Consider the following 16566-nt stretch of genomic DNA (forward strand, 5'->3'; position numbering starts at 1 on the left):
ATTAAGCCGGCACAGGGCGGCCAACTTCGACCCTGCTGCCGGCCAGACAACACTCGGAATACACTATGCCGACGCTGAAAGCGTTACACCTCGCCAAGCAATACAAGAAAAGAAAGGTCGTCCAGGACGTTTCCGTCAGCGTTACCAGTGGCCAGGTAGTGGGCCTGCTCGGCCCCAACGGGGCCGGCAAGACCACCTGTTTTTATATGATTGCCGGCCTGGTGCAGGCGGATGCCGGCCAGGTAAAGATCGACGACGAGGATATCACCCGACTGTCCATGCACGGACGGGCGCGCAAGGGAATCGGCTACCTGCCCCAGGAAGCCTCGGTTTTCCGCCGCCTGTCGGTACGCGACAACATTCTCGCCATTCTCGAGACACGCAAAGACTTGTCCCGCGCCGAACGGCAACAGCAGGTGCAGGAGCTGTTGCAGGAATTCAACATTACCCACATTGAAAGCAGCCTCGGCATGGCCCTGTCCGGCGGCGAACGGCGCCGTGTGGAAATTGCCCGCGCCCTGGCCACGGACCCGGACTTCGTCTTGCTGGACGAACCCTTTGCCGGCGTCGACCCCATTTCGGTAAATGACATCAAACAGATCATCCGCCACCTACGCGATCGCGGTATCGGCGTACTGATCACCGACCACAATGTGCGCGAAACCCTGGATATCTGCGAGATAGCCTATATCGTCAGCGAAGGTCATATCATCGCCGCCGGCACTCCGGCCGAGGTCCTCGCGAACCAACAGGTGCGTGAGGTCTATTTGGGACACGAATTCACGATTTAATGCGGAGTGCGGAGTGCGGAATGCGGAATAGAATCGACCCGCAGCGCCACAAATGCCGCCAAAATCGCTAAGCCGCTCCTTCCAGGACCCGGCGCGGCCGGATCAATCTCCGCCTTCACGGCAACAGACCGCGCATTCATCATTCCGCATTCATAATTCTGCATTAAAAGTCGGCACAGTTATTGCTTGTAATCCGCCAGGCTCAGGGGTAGTCTGCAGCGTCTTGGATTTTTTGAAGAAACATCCGCCTCCTCGACCTGCAGTTCCTCACTATGAAGCAGTCTCTCCAGATAAAGCTCGGCACTCAGCTGACGATGACGCCCCAGCTGCAACAGGCCATCCGCCTGCTGCAGCTGTCGACGCTGGATCTGCAGCAGGAAGTGCAGTCGGCACTGGACAGCAATCCGCTGCTGGAGGTGGACGGCGAGGAGCACTCACCCGCTGAACCACAGCGGGATCAGCAGTCTCCGGAAAACCCCGCCACCGAAGATGCTGCGCACAGCAGTGCCGAGCAGGACAGCGAGGGCGACTGGAGCCAGGACATCCCCGATGAACTGCCGGTGGACACGCGCTGGGACGATATCTACAGCGGCGGCAGTTATAGCGGTGGCGACGGCGACGAGCTGCCCCTCGAGCAGCGCAATTCCGCCCCGGACAGCCTGCAGGACCACCTGCTATGGCAACTCAACCTCACCACCCTGTCCGAGCACGACAAACTGATCGGCGAGAACCTGATCGACGGCATAGCCCCGAGCGGCTTCCTGGAAACGCCACTCGAAGAAATTTCCAACAGCCTGGAAGTGGAAGAGGATGAGGTCCTCGCCGTACTCAAGACCATCCAGCAGTTTGAACCCGCCGGCTGCGGTGCCCGCGACCTGCGCGAGTGCCTGCTGTTGCAGTTGCGCCAGCTGCCGCCCCAGACGCCCTGGCTCGAGCATGCGCAGGCAGTGGTGGATCGCCACCTGGACCTGCTCGGCAAACGCGACTTCCGCCAACTTAGTCGCCGCACTCGCCTGAACGAGGCCCAGCTGGGCGACGTCGTGCGGCTTATCCAGACCCTGACGCCCTATCCCGGGGAAGCCTTCGGTGGCGAAGAACCGCAATACGTCATTCCCGATATTATCGTGCGCCGCCGGGAGCAGCGCTGGCTGGTAGAACTGAATCCGGAGACCACCCCGCGGCTGCGCATCAACGGTGACTACGCCGCATTGATACGACGCGCCGACAACTCCTCCGAAAACAATTTCCTGCGTGACAACTTGCAGGAAGCACGCTGGTTCCTCAAAAGCCTTCAGAGCCGCAACGATACCTTACTCAAGGTGGCCTCCTGCATTGTCGAGAAGCAGCAGGGCTTCTTCGAGGACGGCCCCGAGGCGATGAAACCCATGGTACTCGCGGATATCGCGGAAAGTATCGGCATGCACGAATCCACCATATCCCGGGTCACCACCCAGAAGTACATGCTCACGCCCCGCGGTGTTTTCGAGCTCAAGTACTTCTTCTCGAGCCACGTGAGCACCGACTCCGGCGAAGATGCCTCATCGACAGCCATTCGCGCCATGATTCGCAAGCTGATCGATGCCGAAACACCGCGCAAGCCGCTGTCCGACAACAAAATCACCCAGGAACTGGATAAGCAGGGTATCAAGGTGGCCAGGCGCACGGTCGCCAAGTACCGTGAGTCCATGGGCATCCCGTCATCCAGTGAGCGCAAGCGCCTTATTTGATCCACCGCCCGACCGAGTACCACTCCACCTTTACACCGCCGAAATTTTTAATCCGGCGGAGCACCTCACCACACGCCTTGACCCACTCCAGATGGCTGGTCACGAATTCAGGGGCGCCCATTGCCACCCGGGCCGCGACCAATGTCCAAACTTTGAGTGTATCCTTCCATTCTGGCGAACTTCCTAGTAGGGTTGCCGCCCAAACGGAGGGTTGCGCCGGTTTGCGATGCACTCGATAAGGAGAAATCCATGCAGATCAATATTAGTGGTCACCACGTCGATTTAACTCCGCCCATTCGCGATTACTGCGAAAGCAAGCTGGAAAAACTTTCCCGGCACTATGACAACATTACCAACGCACAGGTAATCCTCTCCGTCGAAAAACTGATTCAGAAGGCTGAAGCCAGGGTGCACATCAACGGGCACGACCTCTGCGCCGGCTCCGAAGACAAAGATATGTACGCGGCCATCGACGCGCTCGCCGACAAGCTGGACCGCCAACTGAAAAAACACAAAGAGAAGTTGCAGAACCACCGCTGAACTATGACATTGGAAGCATTACTTTCTCCCCGCCTGAGTCTTTGTCACCTGGCGGGGAGCAGCAAAAAGAAATTGCTGCTCAATATTGCCCAGGCCATTGCCGAACAATATCCACAACACGACTCCGACACTATCTTCAACCAGCTGATCGCCCGCGAGCGTCTCGGCTCAACGGGTATTGGCGATGGTGTCGCCATTCCTCACTGCCGCCTGCCCGGCTGTGAGCGCCCCATCGGTGTCCTCTGCACCACTGAACCCGCTATCGATTTCGACGCCGCAGACCGCCAACCGGTGGATCTCCTGTTTGCACTGCTGGTACCGGAAAACGCCGAGCAGGAGCATCTGGAAACCCTCGCCGAAATCGCCGCCCTCTTCTCCGACAGCCGGGTAAGAGAAAAACTGCGCCAGGCCGAGAGTGGTGATGAGCTCTACGCACTGGCCATCGACAGTGCCGCCGCTGCATAATCTGACACAGAAACACGATTCACCCAGGTCGAGATGAGCGGCGCCAGCGCCGATATTACTCGGATCACCTGGGCGACCGGTTGTTTTTCGAGCAATTCGCGCTACGTGAAGAAAGGATTTCCCCTATGCGCCTGGTGATTATCAGCGGCCGTTCCGGTTCCGGCAAAAGCTCTGCCCTGCAGCTGCTGGAAGATGTCGGCTTCAACTGTATCGATAATCTGCCCGCCAGCCTGCTGCCGGAACTGGTCAAGCGGGTTCGTGAGCAGCCGCCAGTTGACGATACCCAGGGCGCACTAGGCAACACCCGCCTGGCCCTCGGCATAGATGCGCGCAACCTCTGGCGGGATGTGCAACAGGCCCCGCGGGTGATCGAATCACTGCGCGAAAGTGGCGTACAGTGCGATGTCATTTACCTGGATGCGCGCTCGCCGGTGCTGGTGCAGCGCTTCAGCGAAACCCGCCGCAAACACCCCCTCAGCGATAACCGCACGCACTTGCTGGAAGCGCTCAATCGGGAAAAGGAACTGCTCTCCCCCATTTCCGCCATGGCGGACATGGTCATAGATACCAGCAGCCTCAGCCTGCACCAGCTGCGCGACCTGATTAAGACCCGGGTAGTCGGTGACGGCTCCGAAGGTATGGCCATCCTCTTTCAATCCTTCGGCTTCAAACACGGAGTACCGGTAGACGCGGATTTGGTATTCGACCTGCGCTGCCTGCCCAACCCCTACTGGGTCGCAGAATTGCGACAGAAGACCGGTCTCGACGCGGAAGTTGTCGAATTCCTGCGCACGCACCCGGAAACCGATGCCATGGAGCGCGATATCACCCAGTTTCTGCAGCACTGGCTGCCCTCCTACCAGAAAAGCAACCGCAGCTATACCTGCATCTCAGTCGGCTGTACCGGCGGACGCCACCGTTCAGTCTATATGGTGGAGCAGCTTGCCAAGAGCTTCGCCAGCCAGTTCGACAATGTGCAGGTTCGCCACCGCGAGCAGCAGAAATAAAGCCCGATAACAGCCGGAATCGCCGACACCCCATGCAGAAAAGCCGCCTCCTCATCATCAACAAGCTTGGCCTTCACGCCCGCGCCGCCAGTAAGTTTGCGCAGACTTCGGCGCGCTTCTCCGCCAATGTCAAGGTACACTGCCAGGGCAAGAGCGTGGACGGCAAAAGCGTGATGGCGCTGATGTTACTGGCAGCCGGCAAGGGAACGGAACTGGAACTCGAAGTCGAGGGCAACGACGAGGACGCCGCAGTCAGTGCCATCGCGGAACTGGTAGCGGATCGTTTTGGCGAAGCCGAGTGAAGGCCACGCGCACCCACCACCATATGGATAGAGGAGCGCGATAAGCATAGAATCGCCGCTGGCCGCTGCACAGCGATCACCCGCCACCACCTTCAATGCAGTAAGGAAACGCCGTGTCCAACACTCCCCCAGCCGATATCAAGTTCCGCACGCAGAGCCAGCTGGGTGAAGTATTTGCGGCGCTGGACAGCGGTACCGGGCGTGAGGTGCGGCGCATGCTCAGCACCCTCTCGCCGCAGAGCATAGCGCAGCTGCTCGAGAGCTCCCCGCCCCGTATCCGCCAGGTACTCTGGAAGCTGATCGACAAAGAAGTCGAAGGCGAAGTACTGCAGGAACTCACTGACGACGTGCAGAGCCAGATCCTCGCCACCATGGACACAGAGGAGATGGTGGCGGTCATGGAGGGCCTCGACGCCGACGACGTCGCCGACATACTGCAGCAGCTGCCCGACAGGGTGATGGCGGAAGTGCTCTCCGCCATGAGCGAAACCGATCGCCAACGGGTAGAGAGCGTCCTCGCCTACGACGAGGAGACCGCCGGCGGCCTGATGGACACGGATACTATCTCCGTGCGCCCGAACCTGACCCTGGATGTCGTGCTGCGTTACCTGCGCCGTCACGAGCAACTGCCTGAATCCACCGACAGCCTGTTCGTCGTCAATCGCAAGGGCCAGTACATCGGACTGCTGCCGCTCTCCAAGCTACTGACAACAGACCCGTCGGTAACGGTGCGCGAGGTGGTGAATACCGACGTGGAGCCGATACCGGCAGACATGTCCGATACCGAGGTGGCGCGGCTGTTCGAGAAATATGACTGGATTACCGCGCCGGTGGTGGACAGCAACAACCGCCTGCTGGGACGCATTACCATCGACGACGTGGTGGACGTGATTCGCGAGGGCGCGGACCACTCGCTGATGAGTCTCGCGGGCCTGGACGAAGAGGAAGACACCTTCGCCCCGGTGCGCCGCACCGCGCGTCGGCGCGCGCTGTGGCTCGGCATCAACCTGTTGACCGCACTGCTGGCATCCTGGGTAATCAGCCTGTTTCAGGACACCCTGGACAAAGTCGTGGCGCTGGCGATTCTGATGCCCATCGTCGCCAGCATGGGCGGCGTCGCCGGCAGCCAGACACTGACGGTGGTGATCCGCGGTATGGCGCTCGGCCAGATCGGCCGCAGCAACCTCAACTGGCTGCTGTCCCGCGAACTGGGCTCCGCGGTGCTGAATGCACTGCTCTGGTCACTGGTAATGGGCCTGATTGCCGGCCTGTGGTTCGGGGATCAGCGCATCGCGCTGATCATTGTCGCCGCCATGGTGATCAACCTGGTTACCGCCGCGCTCGCCGGCGCGATACTGCCAGTAGCGCTGCGCGCCATGCGTATAGATCCCGCCCTCGCCGGCGGTGTAGCCCTGACCACAGTCACTGACGTGGTCGGCTTTATGTCCTTCCTCGGCCTGGCCACCTGGTATTTCGGCTGACCTCGCTAAGCTTAATAGGCCACCTGCCGAGGCCGATCTTTTGGGAAATGAACTGGAAACCCGAATGTACGAACACGACGACTACGAAGACGATCTGCCGAAGAGCAAGACCAGGGTCAAGCAGGAGATGCACGAGCTGCAGGAGCTGGGCAAACAGCTGACCGAGCTTTCCAAAGCGCAACTTCAGGAAGTGCCGCTGGAAGCAGACATGCGCGAGGCGATCGACACCTTACACCGCATCAAGTCCAATGAAGCGCGCCGCCGCCAGATGCAGTATATCGGCCGCCTGATGCGCAGTGCCGACAGCGAGGCGATTGAAGAAGTACTGCAGCGTTTCAAGGAGCGCGACCAGCAGCACCTGCGCTTCGACAAGATGGCCGAAGACTGGCGCACGCGTCTGCTGGAGGAAGGCAATGCCGCGCAGAGCGACTTCTTCGACAGCTACCCGCAGGCGGACCACCAGCAACTGCGCCAGCTGATTCGCGATTCCAACAAGGAGATAAAGAACAACAAGCCGCCGACCAACCGTCGCAAGCTGTTCCGCTTTCTGCGGGATTTCTTTATGCAGGAAGCGCCTTAATCCGGCGGGAGACAGCTTTTCCAGTGATTAAGGTGCTGAGGCGAACCTCGGGTTCGCCTCCACAACACTCATTCGCCGTTGGTCTCAGCCTGCCATTCAAACAGGTTCAGCTCGATAAAGAAGAACGCCACCAGCCACAGGAAGGCATCCCAGAAGTCCAGGAAACTGCCGCTGAAGCCCCAGTAAATTGCGCACAGGAATAGCGTAAAATACAGCACCGCTTTCACCATCTGTGAATAGCGCATCACACGGTCAGACAGCTCGTGGCGCAGCTGCAGCCACACCTCGAACGCGAGGATCACCACAATCAACAGCCAGGCACCGGCATTGATCACGTCGGCCCAGGCGAGCCATTTGATTTCCGTCCAGATCGCCGTATCGCCGAGAATCTGCGCATCGGCCAGTTGCAGCACCCGGGAATCGGCCAGCGCCGTGCAGTTCGCGGTCGTCAGCGCGACGTAATCGTCCTGCCCAACCACCATCTGCCAGCCGCCCTGCGCCGCCAGTTCACAGACTGGCTGTGCCACCGGGAGCAGCTCGGTTACATACAACATCTCGGCCACGTAGCCGTAGTAGGAATAGACGATAAACAGGTAGCAGAATGCCGAAATGCCATTCAGCGCCCACTTGATCCAACCGCGTATCTTGTCGTCGGCGAGAACAAAGGTCTCCAGCTCGAACACCAACAGCAGCAATACCCAGGCCAGGGTATCGATGGAGTCGTTGTAGGCCTCGATTACCCTGCCCCACTGCAAGCCATCGCCAAAGACGGAACCGGCGGCAGCGTGATTTTCCAGAAAAAAGGCGTAGACGTTATAGGCGAGTAACAGATAGACGGTGTATTTAAACACCCGGAACAGCGTGTAGCGGTTGTTGGGCAACGCCACCGAAGCCACATCGGACATCAGCACGGACCTCTGTTGATTATTGTTTTACCTCATCGCAGCGGCCGCGAGGGCCGCAAGCGACAATATCGAATAATTATTCGGTTTTTGCAATACCTGGCACGAAATCCAGTGCGAGCGAATTCAGGCAATAGCGCAAACCGGTGGGTTCAGGACCGTCCTTGAAGACATGGCCGAGGTGCTCACCACAGGCCGACAGCACTTCGGTGCGTCTCATACCCCAGCTGTAATCGTCCTTCAGCACCACATTTTCCGGATAGGCAATCTCCCAGAAACTCGGCCAGCCGGTGCCGGATTTGAACTTGTGCCGGGAGCTGAAAACCGGCAAGCGGCATCCGGCAGTCACATAAGTGCCCTCTGCTTCATTCTTCAACCATTTGCCGCTGAAGGCGCGCTCTGTGTCCTTTTCCCACAATACCTGGAATTGATCCTCAGGCAACAACTGGCGCCAGACGGACTTGGGAATGGCAGACAGGTTGGTGCCGGCGGCGATATGCCCCCTGGCCTCCGCCACTGTCATGGACTGATCGCGGTTTTCATCGGCCTCCGTGCAGGCCGGCAACGCAAATACCGCCAGCAGCAATGTGACCAAATGCAGGGATCTATTCATCATTCGACGCCCTCCGCGGGTAGCTTGTTCCCGCCACTATCAATTTGGAGTCCGGACGGGCCCCGCGGTTCAAATAACCGGAGCCAGCCGGGGCGGCGCGTTATCGGGCTCGGCGCGCAGACCTTCCGGCGCAGCCTCGAGCCGGCGGCGCTCCTCCTGCTCCGCGGCTTCACCCTGCCGCTGGGCGCCATCGCCGTCAAACAGCTTGTCAAAGCGCACTTGCGGCTCCTCCCAGTCACCGCTGATGCGGTAACTGACGCTGGCCATTTTGCTCACCTGTTTCTTGAACGCCTTACTGATCAGGTAGACCCCCGCCGCCGCCGGCAGGCCGCCAGCCAGTGCCGCCACCAGGGCCAGGTTATTGCCCACCGGTAGCGTCGCCACCAGGGTCAGGTTCAGGTCCTCGCGCTTCAGGTTGACCCTGCCGGCCATCTGCAGCTCACTGGTCGGCCCCTCTACCTGAATGGGCACCGCGATCAGCAACTGGCCATCCCCCTCGAACACCACCTCTCCTCGCACCTGATCGAAAGCCATGCCGCTCTGGTAGAGGTCGGAAAAATCCAGTCGCAGGCGGCGCGCCCAGGTATCGAAGTTGAACAGCGACAACAGCCGCAGCAACGCCGAGCCGGCATTATCGGTCGCGCGCAGGAAGCGGCCATCGCGGATATCGATCTTCAATTCGCCGGACAGCAGGTTACCGGCCACCCGCGCCGGCGAGCCGTCCCAGCGCAGCGCGGTATCGAAACTCGCAAAGCGACTCTCGATAACCGGGTCCTGCCCCCAGGCTCGCTGAACATCCGCCAGATCATCGGCCACCAGGCGGCCGATAAACTGGGACGAATCGCGACCGTCCGCATCGCGCATCCACATCAGCTGGGCCCCGAGTTTTTTCTCGCCGCTGCCGCGCCCCTCCAGGCGCACACCGCGCGCAGCACCGCGGATATCGCTGAGCACAAGGCGGTCTGCGGATGGGCGCAAACGGAAGGACCAGCGCCCCATATCCTCGTCACCGATTCGCAGGCTGTCGGTACTGAAGTCCACTCTGGGGAGAGTCGTAAAATCGTATCCGGCCCAGGGATCCGTCTCCTGTGAAGCTTTGGCGCTGTCGGCACCGGGCGCAGCCTCGGCCGGCGCCGGCAGGTGCAGGTGCGTCAGGTCCAGCCGCAGTGGCGTCGAGCCGTTCATGACGCCACTGAGCTGCCCGGCAGCGGTTTCACTGTCGAATTGCACTTGCCAATCGGCACCGAGACCGCGGCCGCGCACGTGGATATGTGCAATTTCGGTTGTCCCGAACAGCAGGCGATCGGTACTCAGATCGAGAGTCACTGGCAGTGGCTCCGGCGCAGTGCCCAGGTCATCACCGCCGCTTGGACCAGCTTCGTATATCTGCAACAGCTCGCGCCAGCGCGGCAGGTCTATGCGCGACAAGTCGCCGCGGATTGCCAAACCGCGATCCTGGGGCAACTTCGCTTCGGCATTCAGCGCGATAATGCCGCGCTCCATAGCCCCCTGCACCAGCCAGAACTGCCCCTGCACATGTTCGCCGTAGGTTAAATGGAAAAGGCTGCCCTGCTCCCCGATGGGTACCCGCAACACGAAGTTGGTCTTGGCTTCGTCCTGCTTGCCCAGTGGCGCCGGCAGATTGATGGCGACCCCGGCCATATCGGAGTTCAGTTCAAAAATCGCCGCATAGGGCTTTTGTTTCGCCTTGGCCGGGATAGTCACCAACGCCTGGTAGGCAAAGACGCCGTCCAGCCACTGTAATTCCGGGCGGCCACTCCAGCTGCGCACGGACTCAGTACCGGCACTGCCATCGACCACCACCTGGGTGTCGCGCTGCTCGCCATCGCCGAAATGGCGAATCCTGGCGCTTAGTGGTCGTCCCCAGAGACTGCCATTGAGCTGCGTGCCGGCCAGCCCGTCTTCACTGTCGTAGTCCACGCGCCCCTGTAGCTGGTCGATTTCCAGCTTGAGGTTTTGCAGCTGCAGTGCCCCCTGCTGCAGGTCCACCTGCACACGCTGGCGGGCGGGCAGATCTGCACCGCCCAATGGCTGCGACAGGGCCAGGCTGCCATCGATCTGGCCATTCAGCTGCCACTGATCGAAGGCGCTGCCCAGATGCTGTCGCAGCGGCGACTGCTGCAACAGCCGGAGTCCGTCCGCCGCAGGGCCGGCCAACTGTGCGCGCACGTCGAGCATAGAGCCGCGCCCGGCCGGGTTCGGGGTGACAGCCACCGCGATATCCCGCGCATCGATATTCCACAGTCGCGCCGCCGTGGCATCGACTCGAACATTGCCGTCATTGACCAGCAGGTGCCCGTCGACCTTGCGAGCGTCGGGCCAGCCGGCGGCATAATCGAGGTTGGCCCCGGCGAAGTCCGCCGCCAGCTGCACCGTCTGCCGATCGGCGTGTTCGCCCAGTGCCAGCAGCGCTTCGTCGTCACCCTCCCGGTAACTGGAACCGCGGTAGACAAAGCCGGCACTGACGACCCGACCGGGGTTCTGCGTGCCGAGCCCGTCATTGAGCCAGCGGCGCAGGTCGTCGCTGACGGTTTGTGGCACCAGCTGGCGCTGCGCCGATACCGCGGCGTCGCGCAGCCCCAATGCCAGGGTAAAGTCCGCCGCGCGGCTATGGGCAACATAGGGCAACTCCAGCAGGAACTGCCCGTTTACCCTGCCAAGCTCGCCGTCGAGCTGCAGCGGCCCCGACAGCACGTGCACAGAATTGCCCTCCCGATCCACGGACCAGGCGACAGTGCCGCTGGCGCTTTCGAAGTGAAACGGGTCGGTATAGAGCGTTGGGAAATGGGCGCTGAAACTGCCGCCGCCCAGTTCGACGCGTCCATCGGCGCCCTGAACCTGCAAAAAACCATTCAGCCCTTCGACTGCCGGCGCACCGCGGTGGGCCTGGGCGCTGATATTGTGCAGGTTGGCGCTGAGCCGGACCTGGCCGTCGGCAGCCCGAGCCAGCTGCACGTTACGTACCTGGCCGCCGGGTTGCAGTGCCCGCAACCACTCGTCCGCCGCCCCCTGCAAGAGTTCCAGTCGCTCCAGAATGCGGCTCCAGCCGCCGAGATCGATCACATCCGCGGCCAGCTGCAGGCCCTGCTCAGTACTGTTGCTAGCCTGCAGGTTCAGCGGTGGCATCTGCAGATCGAGCCAGCCCAGCTGGATATCCTGCAGGGCCAGACGCCATTGCTGGCCCGGCTGCCAGCGGCCGGAAATGTCGCCGGCAAGCGACTGCAGCGGCGCGAGTACCGATTCCGGCGACGCCTGCTCGGACGCGGTCGGCGAAAGATCCGCCTGCGCCAGGCTGTCAGCATCAACCTGCTCAAGACTGAGACGGCCGAGCAGCCGGTAGCCGCTGTCTGTCTCGCTCTGCAACCAAAGTCTGCCGCGTGCCAGCTTGGGCCCATGCCAGTGGTACTTCTTCGGCAGCGGCGTCAGTTGGTGCAGCAGGGTGACGATATCGTCGTCGAGCAGCAGCTCGTTCAGCTGGATATAGCCACTCAGGGAGAAGCGGGTCTTGTCGCGTGGATTGCCGCGCCCCTCGAGAATCAGGCGCAGGGTTTCCCGATCTGCCGACACCACCTGAGGATCGTCGTCGCGGGAAATAAAGGCGCGGGCACTGAGGCGGTGAAAATAGCCACTATTTTCCAGCTGTATCTGTGGCAGGTTCATCTGCGCTCGCTGGCCATCTGCCAGGCGCAGGGAGATGCGGGCATTGCGCACCTGCACCTTGGGGCCCAGCTGAAAGATGCGCGCGGGATCCCCTACGCGCACGCCCCCTTCTCTCCCCCCCTCAACAGTTTCCAGTGCGGACTTTGGAAAACCGTCGATATGCCAGTGGCCGCTGTCGTCGCGACTCAGCCCTGCGGCAAACTCGTGCACCTGCAGGTTTTTCCACACCAGTTCGCGATTCCACAGGCTCGCGAGCAGGTCCAGGTGAAACAGACCGTAGCCCATCTGCACTTCGCCATTTTCGCCGAGGCGCAGCCCGTCCAGCTGCAATGCCACCTCCAGCGCCTGCCAGCGCAGTGACAGGCGATCCATTTGCACCGGCACGCCGAGGCTGTTGGACAGCCAGGCACTGATTTGCGGTCGGTACTGCTCCACCTGTGGCGACAGGATACGACCGGTCTGTACCAGTATTGCCAGCGCGATCACCACGCTGACGGTCAGCAGCCAGAACTTGCGCGCCAGCCAGCGCAGTATCCCGATCACGCCCCCTCCTCACCGGTAGCGGCACAAGGATGTGCCGCCGCAGGCCTATGGCCTGCGCGAGCCCGTGAAACACCAGCAGAATGACACTTCTGCGCCAGTGTTTTTCGGGCGAAGACCCGATAGATCAGGGATGATCTAGCGGGTCTCCAGGAATAGGTATCAGACCAGAACAATGTCGTACTGCTCCTGGTTGTAAATTGGCTCCACCTGGAACTGGATCGGGCGGCGGATAAATTCCTCCAGATCGGCGACGTTGGCAGACTCCTCATCGAGCAACAAGTCGATGACCACCTGGCTCGCCAACACCATGATTTTTTCGCTGTCGTAGGCGCGCGCCTCGCGAATGATCTCGCGGAATATTTCGTAACACACCGTCTCGGCACTCTTCAATGTGCCGCGTCCACCGCATACCGGGCAGGACTCGCACAAAATCTGGCCGAGCGATTCGCGGGTGCGCTTGCGGGTCATTTCTACCAGGCCCAGCTCGGAGACACCGGTGATGCTGGACTTGGCGTGATCCCGCTCCAGCGTCTTTTCCAGCGTGCGCAGAACCTGGCGCTGGTGCTCCGGGTCCTTCATATCGATAAAGTCGATAATGATGATGCCGCCCAGATTGCGCAGGCGCAGCTGGCGCGCTATGGCAGTGGCCGCTTCCAGGTTGGTCTTGAAGATGGTTTCTTCCAGGTTGCGGTGGCCGACAAAAGCACCGGTATTCACATCGATGGTGCTCATGGCTTCCGTCTGCTCGATGATCAGATAGCCGCCGGACTTGAGGGTGACCTTGTTCTGCAGTGCCCTGCGAATCTCCTCCTCCACGCCGTAGAGATCAAACAGTGGGCGCTCGCCCGGGTAGTGCTCCAGGCGCCCGGCGATCTCCGGTGCATACTTGCCGGAAAACTCCGCCGCGCGACCGTGGGCCTCGCGGGAGTCGATTCGGATCTTCTCGGTATAAGGGCGCGCGAGGTCGCGCAGCGCGCGCATAAACAGCGGCAGGTCCTCGTAAATGACCGAGGGCACGGGGCGCTCCTTGATGCGCTGCTCCAGCTCCCGCCACAGCTTGTACAGGAAAGGGATATCGCGCAGCAGCTCCTCTTCGCTGACGCCTTCCGCCACAGTGCGCAGAATAAAGCCGCCGTCGCCCGACTGGCCCTCATCCGCCAGTTTGGTCGACGCCAGTTCCACCAGCGCCCGCAGCCGTTCGCGCTCTTTTTCGTCTTCGATGCGGTTGGAGATGCCGATATGACGGGTCTGCGGCATATATACCAGGTAGCGCGCCGAGACCGACAGATGCGTCGTCAGGCGCGCGCCTTTGCTGCTGATCGGGTCCTTGACCACCTGCACCACCAGCGACTGCCCCTCGCGCACCAGCGCGCGGATATCGGCGACTTCGCTCGACTCGCGGGACTCCATGCCCTCCTCGTCGAGCGGCGCGATATCCGAGGCGTGGATAAAACCGGCCCGCTCGAGACCGATATCCACGAATGCCGCCTGCATGCCCGGCAAGACCCGCACCACCTTGCCTTTGTAGATATTGCCGACAATACCGCGGCGCGCGCTGCGCTCCAGGTAGACTTCCTGCAACACACCGTTTTCCACCAGCGCCACGCGGGTCTCGGTGGGCGCGACATTGATAAGCAGCTCTTCGCTCAAGAATCGGCCTCCTGCCAATAGGACTCACACCAATAGGGAATGGCGGCGTGCTCCAGCATCGGCACCAGCGCCTCCAGTGGCAAGCCGACCACATTGCTGTAACTGCCGCTAATGGACTCCACCAGCGCCGCACCCAGGCCCTGTATGCCGTAGCCGCCAGCCTTGTCGGCAGGTTCGCCGGTGCGCCAGTAAGCGTCGATCTGCGTCGTGGTCAGATGGCGGAACCGCACTCGGGTTTCCACCTGGCGGCTGAACTGGCGTTCAGTTGAGCGCAGGCACAGGGCAGTCAGCACCGAGTGCTCGGTGCCGGAAAGTGCCCGCATCATGGACTCAAAATCGGCGAAATCCCGCGGTTTCTCGAGGACGCGGTCACCGGCGAGTACCAGTGTATCGGCGCCCAGGGACCAGAGCCCAGCATTCGACTCATCAGTCAACTGCAGCCCCGCCTCGGCCTTGTCATGGGCGAGGCGCTGGATATAGTCCTGGGGACTCTCACCGGCCTGGCGCTGCTCCGGCACGGCGGGGGTAACCTGCGAGAAAGGCACGGCGATCTGTGCCAGCAGCGCTGCGCGGCGCGGGGAGCCGGAGGCTAGGAGAAGTCTGCTTGCGGCGAAAGAATTTGGCACAGTACTGCTTATTGTTAATGGATCAGCGGCTGATTATAGCGGTATCGGTCGAAAAGTGATCTGCCTTTTACAGTGTTTAACAGTAGGTGGTTCGAGTGGTGGATTCAGCAACCAAAGCTCACAGCCACAGACTTCAGGGCAAGGCGAAAAAGCGAAGGACTAGCAGGGCTAATTCAAGCTTTTTCAACGCAGCACTGGAGCCTGTGGCGAAGAGATCGGTTTCAGAATTCACCGCTCGGACCACGTGTTCAGCGCACCTGCAAACGCCCGGCCATAACACTGAGCCCCGGCGCCACCCAGGGCCACAATAATGCGCTGGTAAGCGCCGGCCACAGGAAGGTCAGCCCCGGCACCGGTTTACCGGCCAGGCTGTGCACCCAGTTGCCCACCACCTGGTTGATGCCCACCAGCACAAACACCCACAACAGCTGTTGCGCAGGGTTGAAGGCGCGAGTGCGCCGGTAGGTCAACAGGCTGAAATAGGCCAGCACGGCCAATGCCAGGGCGTGCGTGCCCAGTGTCGCGCCGGTCACCAGATCCTCCAGCAGCCCCACCAGCCAGGCAAACCCGACGCCCAGACTCTGTGGCATGCGGGTGATCCAGAAGATGACCAGCAGCGCCGTAAACGCCGGGCGGAACCACAGCCAGTGGTGTGGCAGCGGCATCACGGCCAGCAGCAGCGCCACCAATACGGTTGCGGCGATAAACCAGCGGTTATTCGGTTCCAAGGCTGTCGTTCCTGTCCCCGATCACCGCCAGCACGAAGCGACTGCGATTCATTCGCCCGCGCGGTTGCACTTCGGCCTCGGCAAAGGCTCGGCCGGGATCGCGCTGCACCGAAATGACCTCACCCACCGGGTAACCGGCCGGGAAACGCCCGCCGAGCCCGGAGCTCAGCAGCAGGTCGCCCTCGCGAATATCGCTGGTATTGGCCAGGTGGCGCAACTTGAGTCGGTAGAGGTCGCCGGTGCCCTCGGCTACCGCGCGCACACTGTTGCGCAGCACCTGGACCGGAATGGCGTGACTGGCGTCGGTGATCAGCAATACGCGGCTGGAGGAATCGCCGGCTTCGATCACCTGGCCCAGCAGGCCGCTGGCGTCCATGATCGGCGTGCCGAGTTCGACGCCATCGTCGCGGCCCTTGTCGATCAACAGCACATGCTCGAGCGGATCCGGCGAGATACCGATTATCTGCGCCACCAGTACCCGCTCGTCCACCGTATCGGCGGAGTTCATCAGCTCCTTGAGCTGGGTGTTCTCCGCCTTTACCGCCGCGAGCAGCTGGCTGCGCTGCTCCAGCAGCAACACCTGGCGCTTGAGCCGGCTGTTCTCCTCCAGTAGCTCCTCGCGGGTGCGCCACTGTTCACCGGCCCAGTCGCCGACACGCTCGGGGGTGCCGGTGACCCAGTAAAAGGGCGCAACAAAGCCGGCCAGCCGCTCGCGCAGCGGTTGCAGCCAGTCGGTATAGAGGTTGATCGCGATCAGTGCCGCCGCCACCAGGCCCAGCACGAGGATGCGGGACTCCGGCGAAGGGCCGCGGGTAAATAGCGGTTTAATGGGCAGACCCCCATTAACAGGTCAGTATGTGTTCTTGTTATCGGATCATACATGTAAAAGCGGCCCCTGGTCGCGATCTTCCTCACGTCGCCGCAGCGACC

15 protein-coding genes are annotated in these 16566 nt (G+C 61.4%); 8 read left to right on the forward strand and 7 right to left on the reverse strand.

The window, feature by feature from the left end; genetic code table 11:
• The first annotated feature begins 65 nt into the window (after positions 1-65).
• The 8 genes from lptB (at position 66) to yjgA (ending at position 6893) form a co-directional block, all read left to right on the forward strand.
• The gene (gene lptB, locus BUC36_RS05560) at positions 66-791 is read left to right on the forward strand and encodes an LPS export ABC transporter ATP-binding protein (RefSeq protein ID WP_073272534.1); all 726 of its coding nucleotides are present in this window, start codon (positions 66-68) and stop codon (positions 789-791) included.
• A gap of 272 nt (positions 792-1063) precedes the next feature.
• Entirely contained in the window at positions 1064-2518 is a 1455-nt protein-coding gene (locus tag BUC36_RS05565) for an RNA polymerase factor sigma-54 (protein WP_073272536.1), read from the forward strand.
• Between the two features lie 249 nt (positions 2519-2767).
• Entirely contained in the window at positions 2768-3058 is a 291-nt protein-coding gene (hpf, locus tag BUC36_RS05570; protein ID WP_073272538.1) for a ribosome hibernation-promoting factor, HPF/YfiA family, read from the forward strand.
• Positions 3059-3061: 3 nt separating this feature from the next.
• Positions 3062-3523, forward strand: a complete 462-nt coding sequence (ptsN, locus tag BUC36_RS05575) for a PTS IIA-like nitrogen regulatory protein PtsN (RefSeq protein WP_073272540.1) — start codon at positions 3062-3064, stop codon at positions 3521-3523.
• Between the two features lie 125 nt (positions 3524-3648).
• The gene (rapZ, locus tag BUC36_RS05580; RefSeq protein ID WP_073272542.1) at positions 3649-4530 is read left to right on the forward strand and encodes an RNase adapter RapZ; all 882 of its coding nucleotides are present in this window, start codon (positions 3649-3651) and stop codon (positions 4528-4530) included.
• 32 nt (positions 4531-4562) lie between these two features.
• Entirely contained in the window at positions 4563-4832 is a 270-nt protein-coding gene (locus BUC36_RS05585; RefSeq protein WP_073272544.1) for an HPr family phosphocarrier protein, read from the forward strand.
• A gap of 137 nt (positions 4833-4969) precedes the next feature.
• Positions 4970-6313, forward strand: a complete 1344-nt coding sequence (gene mgtE / locus BUC36_RS05590) for a magnesium transporter (RefSeq protein ID WP_407661772.1) — start codon at positions 4970-4972, stop codon at positions 6311-6313.
• A gap of 64 nt (positions 6314-6377) precedes the next feature.
• Positions 6378-6893, forward strand: coding sequence for a ribosome biogenesis factor YjgA (yjgA, locus tag BUC36_RS05595; RefSeq protein ID WP_073272550.1), 516 nt, complete (start codon positions 6378-6380; stop codon positions 6891-6893).
• Positions 6894-6961: 68 nt separating this feature from the next.
• Here yjgA and BUC36_RS05600 read toward each other — a convergent pair whose 3' ends face one another.
• The 7 genes from BUC36_RS05600 to mreC all read right to left on the reverse strand — a co-directional run bounded on the left by BUC36_RS05600 (position 6962) and on the right by mreC (position 16471).
• Positions 6962-7798 carry a hypothetical protein gene (locus BUC36_RS05600; protein ID WP_073272552.1) on the reverse strand — a complete coding sequence of 279 codons (837 nt, stop codon included), beginning with the start codon at positions 7796-7798 and terminating at the stop codon, positions 6962-6964.
• A 76-nt stretch (positions 7799-7874) separates the two neighbouring features.
• Complete coding sequence (gene msrB, locus BUC36_RS05605; protein WP_073272554.1) at positions 7875-8411, reverse strand: peptide-methionine (R)-S-oxide reductase MsrB; 537 nt, start codon at positions 8409-8411, stop codon at positions 7875-7877.
• A gap of 66 nt (positions 8412-8477) precedes the next feature.
• Complete coding sequence (locus BUC36_RS05610) at positions 8478-12632, reverse strand: YhdP family protein (protein ID WP_073272556.1); 4155 nt, start codon at positions 12630-12632, stop codon at positions 8478-8480.
• Between the two features lie 159 nt (positions 12633-12791).
• A complete protein-coding gene (gene rng, locus BUC36_RS05615; protein WP_073272559.1) occupies positions 12792-14282 on the reverse strand; it encodes a ribonuclease G in 1491 nt (496 codons plus the stop codon).
• Positions 14279-14908, reverse strand: coding sequence for a Maf family protein (locus BUC36_RS05620; protein WP_073272561.1), 630 nt, complete (start codon positions 14906-14908; stop codon positions 14279-14281). The genes rng and BUC36_RS05620 overlap by 4 nt, the downstream gene beginning before the upstream one ends.
• Positions 14909-15156: 248 nt before the next feature.
• Positions 15157-15636 (reverse strand): rod shape-determining protein MreD, encoded by a 480-nt coding sequence (gene mreD / locus BUC36_RS05625; RefSeq protein ID WP_073272563.1) that lies wholly within the window; start codon positions 15634-15636, stop codon positions 15157-15159.
• Positions 15623-16471, reverse strand: a complete 849-nt coding sequence (mreC, locus tag BUC36_RS05630) for a rod shape-determining protein MreC (RefSeq protein WP_327049686.1) — start codon at positions 16469-16471, stop codon at positions 15623-15625. Before mreC ends, mreD begins: the two co-directional genes overlap by 14 nt.
• Positions 16472-16566: the final 95 nt, after the last annotated feature.

The sequence above is a fragment of the Microbulbifer donghaiensis genome, from assembly GCF_900129095.1.
Classification (GTDB): Bacteria; Pseudomonadota; Gammaproteobacteria; order Pseudomonadales; family Cellvibrionaceae; genus Microbulbifer; species Microbulbifer donghaiensis.